The 12994-nt window shown below is 60.5% G+C and carries 13 protein-coding genes; 9 read left to right on the top strand and 4 right to left on the bottom strand.

Annotated features, from left to right (window positions below; genetic code table 11):
* Positions 1 to 187: 187 nt before the first annotated feature.
* The 6 genes from IB254_RS12905 to IB254_RS12880 are packed head-to-tail and all read left to right on the top strand — an operon-like array spanning position 188 to position 6251.
* On the top strand, positions 188 to 3106 hold the full coding sequence (locus IB254_RS12905; protein WP_192417535.1) for a monovalent cation/H+ antiporter subunit A: 2919 nt from the start codon (positions 188 to 190) through the stop codon (positions 3104 to 3106).
* Positions 3106 to 3450: a Na+/H+ antiporter subunit C gene (locus IB254_RS12900; RefSeq protein ID WP_003202835.1), complete on the top strand. Its 345-nt coding sequence runs from the start codon at positions 3106 to 3108 to the stop codon at positions 3448 to 3450. The genes IB254_RS12905 and IB254_RS12900 overlap by 1 nt, the downstream gene beginning before the upstream one ends.
* Positions 3447 to 5132: a monovalent cation/H+ antiporter subunit D gene (locus IB254_RS12895; protein WP_192417534.1), complete on the top strand. Its 1686-nt coding sequence runs from the start codon at positions 3447 to 3449 to the stop codon at positions 5130 to 5132. Before IB254_RS12900 ends, IB254_RS12895 begins: the two co-directional genes overlap by 4 nt.
* Positions 5129 to 5617: a Na+/H+ antiporter subunit E gene (locus IB254_RS12890; RefSeq protein WP_192417533.1), complete on the top strand. Its 489-nt coding sequence runs from the start codon at positions 5129 to 5131 to the stop codon at positions 5615 to 5617. Before IB254_RS12895 ends, IB254_RS12890 begins: the two co-directional genes overlap by 4 nt.
* Positions 5614 to 5892, top strand: coding sequence for a K+/H+ antiporter subunit F (locus tag IB254_RS12885; protein WP_008029179.1), 279 nt, complete (start codon positions 5614 to 5616; stop codon positions 5890 to 5892). Before IB254_RS12890 ends, IB254_RS12885 begins: the two co-directional genes overlap by 4 nt.
* The gene (locus IB254_RS12880) at positions 5889 to 6251 is read left to right on the top strand and encodes a Na+/H+ antiporter subunit G (RefSeq protein WP_192417532.1); all 363 of its coding nucleotides are present in this window, start codon (positions 5889 to 5891) and stop codon (positions 6249 to 6251) included. Before IB254_RS12885 ends, IB254_RS12880 begins: the two co-directional genes overlap by 4 nt.
* A 102-nt stretch (positions 6252 to 6353) precedes the next feature.
* Here the strand turns inward: IB254_RS12880 and IB254_RS12875 are convergent, their stop codons facing one another.
* Positions 6354 to 6791: a DUF3995 domain-containing protein gene (locus tag IB254_RS12875; RefSeq protein WP_192417531.1), complete on the bottom strand. Its 438-nt coding sequence runs from the start codon at positions 6789 to 6791 to the stop codon at positions 6354 to 6356.
* A 91-nt stretch (positions 6792 to 6882) separates the two neighbouring features.
* On the opposite strand from IB254_RS12875, the gene IB254_RS12870 reads away from it, so the two are divergent.
* Both IB254_RS12870 and IB254_RS12865 read left to right on the top strand, forming a co-directional pair.
* Positions 6883 to 7269 carry a DUF2946 domain-containing protein gene (locus IB254_RS12870; RefSeq protein WP_192417530.1) on the top strand — a complete coding sequence of 129 codons (387 nt, stop codon included), beginning with the start codon at positions 6883 to 6885 and terminating at the stop codon, positions 7267 to 7269.
* Positions 7270 to 7354: 85 nt separating this feature from the next.
* Complete coding sequence (locus tag IB254_RS12865; protein WP_192417529.1) at positions 7355 to 9487, top strand: TonB-dependent receptor; 2133 nt, start codon at positions 7355 to 7357, stop codon at positions 9485 to 9487.
* Between the two features lie 898 nt (positions 9488 to 10385).
* Here IB254_RS12865 and IB254_RS12860 read toward each other — a convergent pair.
* The 3 genes from IB254_RS12860 to IB254_RS12850 form a co-directional block, all read right to left on the bottom strand.
* A complete protein-coding gene (locus tag IB254_RS12860; RefSeq protein WP_008035842.1) occupies positions 10386 to 11399 on the bottom strand; it encodes an ABC transporter substrate-binding protein in 1014 nt (337 codons plus the stop codon).
* A 116-nt stretch (positions 11400 to 11515) separates the two neighbouring features.
* Positions 11516 to 11719, bottom strand: a complete 204-nt coding sequence (locus IB254_RS12855) for a hypothetical protein (protein ID WP_192417528.1) — start codon at positions 11717 to 11719, stop codon at positions 11516 to 11518.
* Positions 11719 to 12189, bottom strand: a complete 471-nt coding sequence (locus IB254_RS12850; protein ID WP_008035847.1) for a hypothetical protein — start codon at positions 12187 to 12189, stop codon at positions 11719 to 11721. The genes IB254_RS12855 and IB254_RS12850 overlap by 1 nt, the downstream gene beginning before the upstream one ends.
* A gap of 413 nt (positions 12190 to 12602) precedes the next feature.
* Between IB254_RS12850 and IB254_RS12845 the strand changes: the two genes are divergently transcribed.
* On the top strand, positions 12603 to 12851 hold the full coding sequence (locus IB254_RS12845) for a hypothetical protein (RefSeq protein ID WP_192417527.1): 249 nt from the start codon (positions 12603 to 12605) through the stop codon (positions 12849 to 12851).
* The last annotated feature ends 143 nt before the right edge of the window (positions 12852 to 12994 follow it).

The raw sequence follows: 12994 nt of genomic DNA, 5'->3' as shown, positions 1-12994 counted from the left end.
CATCGTCGGAACGCCGCCCACAGCAAGCCCGCTCGCAAAGGCTCCAGCCCCGCTGAACACAGCCCTCTGAAACAATGTGAATCAGGCATTTTCCGTCTACCTTGTAGGATTCTGCCACAGCTTGCCGTTTGGTGATCCGGGGACTGGCACGTATGATGCTTCACAAACTTCCGCAGATTAGAAGCCTATGTCCCTGATAGTTCTACTGCTTCTGCCCTTTGTCGGCAGCTGTCTGGCAGCCGTGCTGCCGCACAACGCGCGTAACACTGAATCTTTGTTGGCTGGCGTCGTTGCCCTCATAGGCACCGTCCAGGTCGCACTCCTGTACCCGCAGATCGCCGATGGCGGCGTCATACGCGAAGAATTTTTCTGGCTACCCAGCCTCGGCCTGAACTTCGTTCTGCGCATGGACGGGTTTGCCTGGCTGTTCTCGATGCTGGTGCTGGGCATCGGCACGCTGGTGTCGCTGTACGCTCGCTACTACATGTCGCCGGACGATCCGGTGCCGCGCTTCTTCGCGTTTTTCCTGGCGTTCATGGGCGCCATGCTTGGTCTGGTGATTTCCGGCAACCTGATCCAGATCGTATTTTTCTGGGAACTGACCAGCCTCTTTTCATTCCTGTTGATCGGTTACTGGCACCACCGCGCCGATGCGCGACGCGGCGCCTATATGGCGTTGATGGTCACCGGCGCAGGCGGTTTGTGTTTGCTGGCGGGGGTCATGCTGCTCGGCCATGTGGTCGGCAGCTATGACCTGGACAAGGTCCTGGCCGCCGGCGATCTGATTCGCACACATGCCCTCTACCCTGTTCTGCTTCCCCTGATTCTGATCGGCGCCCTGAGTAAAAGCGCACAATTCCCCTTCCACTTCTGGCTGCCCCACGCGATGGCGGCGCCGACACCGGTCTCTGCGTATCTGCACTCGGCGACCATGGTCAAGGCCGGGGTGTTTCTGCTGGCGCGGCTGTGGCCGTCGTTGTCCGGCAGTGAAGAATGGTTCTACATCGTCAGCGGCGCCGGTGCCTGCACCCTGTTACTTGGCGCGTACTGCGCGATGTTCCAGAACGACCTTAAAGGCCTGCTCGCGTACTCGACCATCAGCCACCTCGGCCTGATCACCCTGCTGCTGGGCCTGAACAGTCCGCTGGCTGCCGTGGCCGCCGTGTTTCACATCCTCAACCACGCCACCTTCAAGGCGTCGCTGTTCATGGCCGCCGGGATCATCGACCACGAAAGCGGCACACGCGACATTCGCAAGCTCAGCGGCCTGATCAAACTGATTCCGTTCACCGCGACGTTGGCGATGGTCGCCAGTGCCTCGATGGCTGGCGTGCCGCTGCTCAACGGTTTCCTGTCGAAAGAGATGTTCTTCGCCGAAACCGTATTCATCAACGCGACCGCCTGGATCGAGTTGACCCTGCCCATCGTCGCGACCATCGCCGGCACGTTCAGCGTTGCCTATTCATTGCGCTTCACGGTTGATGTGTTCTTCGGCCCGACCGCCACCGACCTGCCGCACACCCCGCACGAACCGCCGCGCTGGATGCGTGCGCCGGTGGAATTGCTGGTGTTCACCTGCCTGATCGTGGGGATTTTCCCGGCACAAGTGGTCGGTTCATTACTGGCTGCCGCTGCCCTACCCGTCGTTGGCGGCACCCTGCCTGAATACAGCCTGGCGATCTGGCACGGCTGGAACGCGCCGATGATCATGAGTCTGATCGCCATGTCCGGCGGCATCGTGCTCTACCTGCTGCTGCGCAACCAGTTCAAGCACGGACGCTTCAAATACCCGCCGGTGATTGGCCTGTTCAACGGCAAGCGCCTGTTCGAGCGCAGCCTGGTGATCATGATGCGCCTGGCCCGTCGCCTGGAGCGACGGATCAGCACCAGACGCCTGCAAACCCAACTGTTCCTGATGGTGCTCGCCGCCGTGCTGGCCGGGTTGATCCCGATGCTGCACAGCAGCCTGAGCTGGGGTGACCGGCCGAAGATTCCGGGCTCGATCGTGTTCGTGACCTTGTGGCTGCTGGCGATTGCCTGTGCCCTCGGCGCGGCGTGGCAAGCCAAGTATCACCGGCTCGCGGCACTGACCATGGTCAGCGTCTGTGGACTGATGACCTGCGTCACCTTCGTCTGGTTCTCCGCGCCGGACCTGGCGCTGACGCAACTGGTGGTTGAAGTGGTGACCACGGTGCTGATCCTGCTGGGCCTGCGTTGGTTGCCGCGACGGATCGAAGAAGTCTCGCCGCTGCCGAGCAGCCTGCGCAAGGCACGCATCCGGCGTCTGCGCGACTTGCTGCTGTCGATCGCCGTCGGGGGCGGCATGGCGCTGCTGTCGTACGCAATGTTGACGCGCCAGACGCCCAACGACATTTCCTCGTTCTACCTCAGCCGAGCCCTGCCGGAAGGTGGCGGCAGCAACGTGGTCAACGTAATGCTGGTGGACTTCCGTGGCTTCGATACCCTCGGCGAAATCACCGTGCTGGTGGCCGTGGCGCTGACTGTGTTCGCGCTGTTGCGACGCTTCCGCCCGCCGAAAGAAAGCCTGCAACTGCCGGCGCAACAGCGCTTGCTCGCGCCCGACGTGGTCACCGATCTGGTCAACCCGCGTCACGCCAGCGACACCGCGCTCGGTTTCATGATGGTCCCGGCGGTGCTGGTGCGCATGCTGTTGCCGATTGCGTTCGTGGTCTCGATCTACCTGTTCATGCGCGGCCACAACCAGCCGGGCGGCGGGTTTGTCGCGGGGCTGGTGATGTCGGTGGCGTTCATCCTGCAATACATGGTCGCCGGCACGCAGTGGGTCGAGGCACAAATGAGCCTGCGCCCACTGCGCTGGATGGGCACCGGTTTGCTGTTCGCCACGGTCACCGGGCTCGGGGCGATGGCGGTCGGTTATCCGTTCCTGACCACCCACACCTGGCATGCCGAACTGCCGGTATTGGGCGACATTCACATTGCCAGCGCACTGTTCTTCGACATCGGCGTGTACTCGGTAGTAGTCGGCTCGACCCTGTTGATCCTCACCGCCCTCGCCCACCAATCGGTCCGGGGTCACAAGACCGCTGCCCTGCCCAAACCCGCTGCCATGAAGGAGGCCGTCTGATGGAAGAAGTCATCGCAATCGCCATCGGCGTACTGGCCGCGTCCGGCGTCTGGCTGGTGTTGCGGCCACGGACGTTCCAGGTGGTCATGGGCCTGTGCCTGCTGTCCTACGGCGTCAACCTGTTCATCTTCAGCATGGGCAGCCTGTTTATCGGCAAAGAGCCGATCATCAAGGATGGCGTTCCTCAGGACCTGTTGCATTACACCGACCCGCTGCCGCAAGCGCTGGTGCTGACCGCCATCGTGATCAGCTTCGCCATGACCGCGCTGTTTCTCGTCGTGTTGCTGGCTTCGCGTGGCTTGACCGGCACCGACCATGTGGATGGCCGGGAGCCTAAAGAATGAATGCGATGACGCACCTGATCGCCGCGCCGATTCTGCTGCCGCTGCTGACCGCAGCCATCATGCTGATGCTGGGCGAGAAGCACCGCCCGTTGAAGGCCAAAATCAACCTGCTCTCCAGCCTCTTGGGGTTGGGCATCGCCGTGCTGTTGCTGCAATGGACGCAAACCACTGGCGTGCCCGGCTCCATCGGCGTCTACCTGCCGGGCAACTGGCAAGTGCCGTTCGGGATCGTGCTGGTGGTCGATCGCCTGTCCGCGCTGATGCTGGTGCTGACCGGGATCATCGGCGTCAGCGCCCTGCTGTTCGCGATGGCCAGATGGGACGGCGCCGGTTCGAGTTTCCATGCGCTGTTCCAGATCCAGATGATGGGTTTGTATGGCGCGTTCCTGACGGCGGACCTGTTCAACCTGTTCGTGTTTTTCGAGGTGCTGCTGGCGGCATCTTACGGCCTGATGCTCCACGGTTCGGGCCGGGCGCGGGTGTCGTCGGGGTTGCATTACATCTCGATCAACCTGCTGGCCTCGTCGCTGTTCCTGATTGGCGCGGCGCTGATCTACGGCGTTACCGGCACGTTGAACATGGCCGACCTGGCGCTGAAAATTCCGCTGGTGCCGGAAGCCGATCGCGGCTTGCTGCATGCCGGCGCGGCGATTCTCGCCGTGGCGTTCCTGGCCAAGGCCGGGATGTGGCCGCTGAATTTCTGGCTGGTGCCGGCCTATTCCTCGGCCAGCGCACCGGTGGCGGCGATGTTCGCGATCATGACCAAGGTTGGCGTCTACACCTTGCTGCGCCTGTGGACCTTGCTGTTCTCCGGTCAGGCCGGCGCGTCGGCGTATTTTGGCGGCGACTGGTTGATCTACGGCGGCATGGCAACCATCGTCTGCGCCGCCGTGGCGATCCTCGCCGCGCAACGTCTGGAGCGCATGGCCAGCCTGAGCATTCTGGTGTCGGCGGGGATTCTGCTGTCGGCCATCGGTTTCGCCCAGCCGAACCTGATCGGCGCGGCGCTGTTCTATCTCGTCAGCTCGACCCTGGCGTTGAGCGCGTTGTTCCTGCTGGCCGAGTTGATCGAACGTTCGCGTTCGGCCAACGAAATGCCACTGTTCGATGACGCCGACCTGATTGCGCGGCCGATGGAGCCCCTGCAACCGCTCAAAGGCATCAACCTCGACGATGAACAGAAAGCCGTGGTCGGCCAGGTGATTCCCTGGACCATGGCCTTTCTCGGCTTGAGCTTCATCGCTTGCGCGTTGCTGATCATCGGCATGCCGCCGCTGTCCGGTTTCATCGGCAAACTCGGTTTACTGCACGCCCTGCTCAACCCGCTGGGCCTGGGCAATGGCGCGGATGAACCGGTGTCGAACGCCGCGTGGGGTTTGTTGGCGCTGCTGATTCTCTCCGGGCTGGCGTCGTTGATTGCCTTCTCGCGCCTGGGCATCCAGCGTTTCTGGACGCCTGAAGAACGGCCATCACCCTTGCTGCGACGGCTCGAGTGCGTGCCGATCATCGGGCTGTTGGGCCTTAGCATTCTGCTGACCTTCAAGGCTGAGCCATTGCTGAGTTACACCCAGGCCGCCGCACAGGCCTTGAACAATCCGCAGCAATACGTGATGGCGGTGCTTGGGACTCGCGCAGTTCCAAGCCCGGAAGCCAAAGCCGCACTCGCGGAGGTGCAACCATGAAGCGTCTGTTTCCTGCACCTTGGTTGTCCCTGGCGCTGTGGTTGTTGTGGCTGGTGCTGAACCTGTCGATAAGCCCCGGCAATCTGCTACTGGGCGCCGTGCTCGGGTTTTGCGCGCCGTTGATGATGCGCAAATTGCGCCCCCTGCCGATCCGCATTCGGCGTCCCGGTGTGATTCTGCATTTGTTCTTGATCGTCGGTCGCGACGTGCTGGTCTCCAACCTTGCTGTGGCCTGGGGTGTCTTGAACGCCGGTCGGCGCCCGCCGCGCTCGCGATTCATCAAGGTGCCGCTGGATTTGCGCGACGCCAACGGCCTGGCAGCACTGGCGATGATCTGCACGGTGGTGCCCGGTACGGTCTGGTCCGAACTGGCGCTGGACCGCAGCATTTTGTTGCTGCACGTCTTCGATCTGGATGACGAAGCGCTGTTCATCGAGCATTTCAAGGTGACCTACGAACGCCCGTTGATGGAGATTTTCGAATGAGCCCGTTGCTGTCGAATGCGGTTCTGCTGAGCCTGTTCATTTTTTCGCTGGCGATGGTCCTGACCCTGATCCGCCTGTTCAAAGGGCCGTCGGCGCAGGACCGGGTTCTGGCGCTGGATTACCTGTACATCATCGCGATGCTGATGATGCTGACACTGGGTATTCGTTATGCCAGTGACACGTACTTCGAAGCGGCGCTGCTGATCGCGCTGTTCGGCTTCGTCGGCTCGTTTGCCCTGGCGAAATTCCTGCTGCGTGGCGAGGTGATCGAATGAACGCTGAACTGTCTATGTGGGTGGAAATCCCGGTGGCGATCCTTCTGGTACTCAGCAGTGTTTTTGCACTGATCGGGGCGATCGGGCTGGTGCGGATGAAGGATTACTTCCAGCGCATGCACCCGCCGGCGCTGGCCTCGACATTGGGTGCGTGGTGCGTGGCGCTGGGGTCGATCATCTACTTTTCGGCGCTCAAGTCCGGGCCGGTGCTGCATGCCTGGCTGATCCCGATCCTGTTGGCGATTACGGTGCCGGTGACCACGTTGCTGCTGGCGCGGGCGGCGTTGTTCCGCAAGCGCATGGCGGGGGATGATGTGCCGGCCGAGGTGAGTAGTCGGCGGACTGAGAGCGGGAGTTAGGGTCACGGATTTGTGTTGATTGTTCGGGCCTCATCGCTGGCAAGCCGGCTCCTACAAAGGGTTTGTGTTCACCTGTAGGAGCCGGCTTGCCGGCGATGCTTTTCAAATCCACGCGACGACCAACAACCCCGCCCCCAACACCACACACAACGGCGAATACACCCACGTATCCAGCCGGGCAAATTCCGATCCCTTGACCTGCTTGAAAAACCCCACCAGGTTCGAATCGCCAATCGCCCGGGCGAACATCAGCATCGCGATGGCGCTGATCACCCATTGCAGCGATTGATGGGACACCGCCGGCACCCACCAGCCAACGCGCAAACACACCAGCGCTGCAATCAGCAGCAATCCGAAAGCCACCAGCAACGTCAACCACCCCGAGGGCTTGAACGCAGGCTGCGATCTCGCGCTGCCCTCCACCGGCACCTGCGGCACGGCCGCCACGGCAGCCCACTGGCCACCCAGCGCCCAGTAGACATGGATCAGGCTGATCACCGCGAAGATCGTCACCAGCCCTTGAGCCAACACAAACGTCATGTCGAGGATCCTAGAAAAGTATTTAACAGAATCATCCTAGTCGGCATTTTTAGAAGTGCGCGGCTGATCAACGATGTTAAAGTGCCGCCCCATGAAGCTCGCCCGGACCGATCGCTCACTCATTGCATGGATGCTTTATTGCTGCGTCCTGTTCAATGTGTTCGCCTGCAGCATCGGTCACGGGCAAATGGTCGGGATGCAGCTCAACGGCCTCGGTGGCCAGTTCTGTACGGTTGACCCGCGCACTCAGGCACCTGCGTCCTCAAACACGTCCGAAGAGCAACTGCCGACACTGTCGAAAGCCTTCGGCTGCCCGTTGTGCTCCACCGGCGGCATGGGTCCGGCGCTCAATTCCAGCCTGACCCTGGCGATCCTCCCGCAAACACACAGCCCACCCTTGGCGGTCGTCGCCAACGCTGACCTCCCTGCCCGCTTCACCTGGCCCTCGGCCAACCCCCGCGCCCCGCCGTTCGCCTGAATCCTTCGCCATTCAATCAGCTCACTTCGCCAACGCGAGGCGTTTGCCTGTGCGCTGTTTCCTAGCAAGCATTCAGGATTCATCGATGAAAACCATTCCTTTGCTGGCCAGCCTGTTCGGCTGCCTGTCCGTTAACGCCTGGGCACAATCCACAGTGGACCTCGCACCAATCACCATTGATGGCGAAGCACCTGCCGAGCCGGGTCTGAGCCTGGACCAATCCAGCGGCATGGCCTCGCGCCTGGGGCTGAGCGTGCGTGAAATCCCGGCGTCGGTGGCGATTGCCAACCGCAACGACATCGAACGCCACGGCGCGCAGAACTTCCAGGACGCCGCCAACACCTTGCCCGGCGTGAATGCCAGTGCACCACCAGGTTTCGGCGGGTTCGTCTCCTACCGTGGTTTCACCAGCAGCCAGATCACCCAGATGTTCAATGGTGTCAACGTCTCCGGCGGCCTTGCCCGGCCCGTGGATGCGTGGATCTATGATCGGGTGGAACTGGTGGGCGGCCCGTCATCGCTGATCAATGGCGCCGGCTCCGTGGGCGGTTCACTGAACTACGTGACCAGACTGGCGACCCGTGAAGAGCAAGCGGTCGAAGGCCGGGTCAGCTACGGCAGTTACGACACCGCCGAGACCGCGTTCGGCCTCAACCATGCCCTCAGTGAAGCCGGCGCGGATGTGCAGCATTACGCGCGGCTGGACGTCAGCCACAACACCGGCAACGGCTACATCGATCGCCAGGAACGCGATGCGTGGAGCGTGGCGTTTTCGCTGCTCAGTGACCTGACGCCGAACCTGTCCCACACCCTGGCGCTGGAATATCAGGATGAACACGAAGACAGTCCGTACTGGGGCACGCCGGTGCTGAATCCCAAGGCCGGTGAACTGAAGATCGACAAGCACAACCGCTTCAACAACTACAACGTCGAGGACGGTCGTTACGAACAGCGCACGATTTGGGTGCGCTCGATCATCGATTACCGGATCAACGACAGCACCACCCTGCGCAACACCCTTTATCACCTCGACAGTCAGCGCGATTACCGCAACCTGGAAACCTATCAGTACAGCGCCAACAACCGCGCGGTGAACCGCTCCACGGCGTACCAGGTGCGCCATCAGGGCGAGCAGAACGGCAACCAGTTCGAACTGCGTCACGACAACACGCTGTTTGGCCTGGACACCACCTGGTCCGGCGGTTTCGAGTACAAGGTCAACCAGACCACCAATTCGCCGCTGAACGTCAAAGGCGCAAGCACGGTCGACCCGAACAACTTTCAGCCGGGGCATTTCTACGACATCCCGGGCACCCGGCCGGGGTTTGTCAGCGACAAGACCAACGACGTCACCACCAAGGCGCTGTTCGCCGAGAACCGCCTGGCGCTGACCGATAAATTGTCGTTGCTGACCGGCCTGCGTTACGACGACATCGATCTGGACGTGACCAACCACCGGGAAGTGACCGCCAGCAATCCACGTCATCTCAAACGTAGCTGGGAACCTGTGACTGGTCGCGTCGGCCTGACGTACCAGTTCATCCCAAACGCCAACGTCTACGTGCAATACAGCACCGCTGCCGAACAACCCAACGGCACACAGGATTTTGATGTCTCGACCGGCAAGCAATGGGAAGTCGGCAGCAAATTCGACTATCTGGACGGTCGCGGTTCGGCGACGCTGGCGGCGTACACGATTGAGCGCAAAGACTTCGCGGTGACCGATCCGCAGGACCCGACGCTTAGCGTTCCCGTGGGTCAGCAGACGTCCAAAGGCATCGAATTGGCCAGTTCGCTGCGGATCACCGACAAGCTGTTGGCCGAAGGCAACTTTGCCTGGGTTGACGCTCAGTACGATGAGTTCACCGAGAAGAATGCCGCGGGGGTGGTGGTTTCACGCAAGGGCAACACACCGACCAACGTGCCGGACCGGGTCGGCAATCTGTGGCTGACCTATGACTTTGCGCCGCAATGGCAAGGGGGCGTCGATGCACGGTACGTCGCCTCGGTGTTTGCCGACAGCGCCAACACGATGACCGTGCCGTCTTATACGCTCTATGGCACGTTTCTCAACTACAAGGTCGATCGGCACACCACCGTCACTGGCCGGGTACGCAACCTGACCAACGAGGTGTATGCCGAGTTTGCGCACGTGTCGCCGGCGTATTACCTGGGTACACCGAGGACTTTTGAGCTGGCCGTGCAAACCCGGTTTTAGTGCTCGATCCACACTCCCCGTAGGAGCCGGCTTGCCGGCGATGAGGCCCGAGAGTTCTGCATCGATTTGAAGGCCGCCATCGCCAGCAAGCTGGCTCCTACAAGGCGGGTTGTGGCAGGCCTGAATAAGGTGAACAACACGACCCACTGTAGGAGCCGGCTTGCCGGCGATGAGGCCCGAGCGTTCTGCATCGATTTAGAGGCCGCCATCGCCAGCAAGCCGGCTCCTACAAGGGGGGTGTGGCAGGCCTGAATAAGGTGAACGACACGACCCACTGTAGGAGCCGGCTTGCTGGCGATGAGGCCCGAGCGTTCTGCATCGATTTGAAGGCCGCCATCGCCAGCAAGCTGGCTCCTACAAGGGGGGTTGTGGCAGGCCTGAATAAGGTGAACAACACGATCCACTGTAGGAGCCGGCTTGCCGGCGATGAGGCCCGGGAGTTCTGCATCGAAATGGAGGTCGTTATCGCCAGCAAGCCGGCTCCTACAAGGGGGGTTGTGGCTGGCCTGAATAAGGTGAACGACACGATCCACTGTAGGAGCCGGCTTGCCGGCGATGAGGCCCGAGCGTTCTGCATCGAATTGGAGGTCGTTATCGCCAGCAAGCTGGCTCCTACAAGGGGGTTGTGGCAGGCCTGAATAAGGTGAACAACACGATCCACTGTAGGAGCCGGCTTGCCGGCGATGAGGCCCGAGCGTTCTGCATCGATTTGAAGGCCGCCATCGCCAGCAAGCTGGCTCCTACAAGGGGGGGTGTGGCAGGCCTGAATAAGGTGAACGACACGACCCACTGTAGGAGCCGGCTTGCTGGCGATGAGGCCCGAGCGTTCTGCATCGATTTGGAGGCCGCCATCGCCAGCAAGCTGGCTCCTACAGTCCGGTGATATCAGCGGCCCCCATCATTTCAACTCGGCGGAGACTTTATCCGCCACATCCTTCGGCACCCACGCCTGCCACACATCCGGGTGCGCCTTCATGAACGCCTCCGCGGCCTGGCGCGGTGGAGTGTGTTTCTCGCTCATATCAGCCAGCGCCTTGTTCAACGGGCCGATGGGAAAATCGACCTTGCTGAAGAACTCGGCAATCTGCGGATACTGTTTCTGGAACGGTGTGGACACGCCAATCGACAGTTTCGAGGGCAGTGAGCGCGTCGGTTTCGGATTGGGGTTGTCGGCGTCGGTCAGGGTTTTCCAGGCTTCGGCGTCGAACGGCGGTTCTTCCAGTTGAACCAGTTTGAAGCGCCCGAGCAAGGGTGTCGGCGACCAGTAATAGAACAGGACCGGCTTGCCACGACGGATCGACGAACTGATTTCCGCATCCAGCGCCGCCCCGGAGCCGCTGCGAAAGTTCACATAGCTGTCGTTCAAGCCATAGGCCGTGAGCTTCTGCTTGTTGACCACCTCCGAGGTCCAGCCGATCGGGCTGTTGAGGAAGCGTCCCTTGCCCGGGCTTTCCGGATCACTGAACACGTCCTTGTATTTCGGCAGGTCACTGACACTGCGCAAGCCGGGGGCCAGCGGCTTGATACCCTTGGCCGGATCGCCCTTGATCACGTATTCGGGCACCCACCAGCCTTCGGTGGCGCCCTTGACCGTATCGCCGAGGCTCGCGACTTTACCCTCGGCCTCAGCCTTGACCCAGACCGGGCTGCGACCGGCCCATTCTTCGCCAATGACCTGAATGTCATTGTTGGCCAGGGCGGTTTCCAGGGTGATGGTCGTTCCCGGCAAGGTATCGGTCTGCAGCCCGTAGCCCTTCTCGACAATGATCCGCAGGATATCGGTGATCAGACTGCCGCTTTCCCAGTTCAGGTCGGCGAAGTGGATCGGCGCCTGGGCGGCGAATACCGGAATGGGCGAACCCAGACCGAAAGCGACCAGAACAGTGGCCAGCAACCGTCGAAATCCGTTCATGCTTTTGCACCTCGTGCTGTTCACAGCAATAGCAGGATGGCCTGATAAAGACCGCAAGCCTCAAAAGACTCAGTCAATTGACTGTAGTAGAGGTTCCTGCTTTCGAGGGGCGAGGATTATTTTTCGGAAATTCCCTGCAAGCGCGCCAGCTCTCTTCTGACCATGCTGGCGTATTCCGCCGGGCGCAATGTGTAGATCTGCGACGCCACCCACCCCAGCCAGGCCCCTTGCAGGATGGCCTTCTGCTCGAACAGTCGCTGGGCCTCCACCTGGGCGCTGGCCTGGTTCTGTACGTGGAAATCGGCGCGGGTCAGGGGCATTACTCGCTGGCCTTGAAGGTCACCAGTTCACCCTTGCGCCACTTGGCGGCCTTGGCCGTCACGGCTTTCAGGGTTTTGGTCAGGCCTTCCTGCAATTGTTGGTGGGCGGCAAATACCATCACCACGCTGTGTCCTTCCTTGAACACGATCCCATGACCGTCGGCGGTGGTCACGAACGCGTAATCGCCCAGGCCATACACCGTCAGTTTGATTTCGCGGAACTTGATGTCCAGCTTGCCGCCTTCGCGACTGGGCAAAACCGAAGCGCTGAAATGATCGCCGACTTTAAGTTTCAGGCCTGGCTTGTCGTCCACCACCAGTGCTGATTCGGTGTCGATCTCGGCAATGTAAATGCCTTCGGCGTTCTGTTCGGTGATGTAAACAAAACGTGACTGGAACTGCTTGACCAGCTTTGCGCGCAAATCACCCAGCACGAACAAAGCATGCATATCGAGATTACTTACTGCCAAGGAAACATCCCCACATCTGAAAATGATGCCGCACGCCTGCAAACAGCGCACAGCAGAAAAAAGCGGCAATGCCGAAGGTGTCGCCAAATGACCCGTGTTGAAATCCTGAAACGAGCAGAGGGCTCATTCATCGCGAGGCGTAAGAAGACTAATGGAAAGTCACTCGCGCCGTCTTGCCTGGAGTTCGTCAGAGGCTGAAGGAAAAAGCCCTTCTGACTGCCAGAAAAAACGGATTACCAACCTTAGGGAAAAAACTCTTTAAAAAAAGCACTTTTCCGACATATCGCCGGCAAAAAATTGCTTTAGATAACCATCAATCGCCCACCAGTGACGGTGATTCTAGAGCAGCGATGCTCTTCGAGACTACCCAAAACGATGTACACACGTCGGCAAAATAACGAAAAGGACTTCATATGTGCACCCTGACACACTTCACCCGTCCCCTGGCGCCTTACTCAAGCAACCCGTCGACGCTGTACGCGGCGGGGTTTCAACACCCTGAACTTGACCCTGAAACGCTTGCCACACCGCGTTTTCAGGTTGTTCTGGCCGGTAATGCGTTCTTCCACATCAAAGAAATTTCCACTGGCCATGTCAGAGGTTTCCGCAGCGACCACAACGAAGCATGCGCGCTCGCCCGTCAGCTCGAATTTCATCGCTAAGCGTTACGCTCAGTCCCTTCTTATAGACGTTTCGTCATGCCGACGACTTAACTCAGCCGTCGGCAGGCAACTGCTGCCATACTGCCGAACCAATGAAACCCGTTCCCAAGTCGGACGGCGTTCAACACAACAGGACATTTCCA

The sequence above is a fragment of the Pseudomonas sp. PDM03 genome (assembly GCF_014852385.1).
Lineage (GTDB): Bacteria > Pseudomonadota > Gammaproteobacteria > Pseudomonadales > Pseudomonadaceae > Aquipseudomonas > Aquipseudomonas migulae.
Note: the sequence above shows the minus strand (reverse complement) of the source record. Positions and strands in the feature narration are given on the sequence as shown.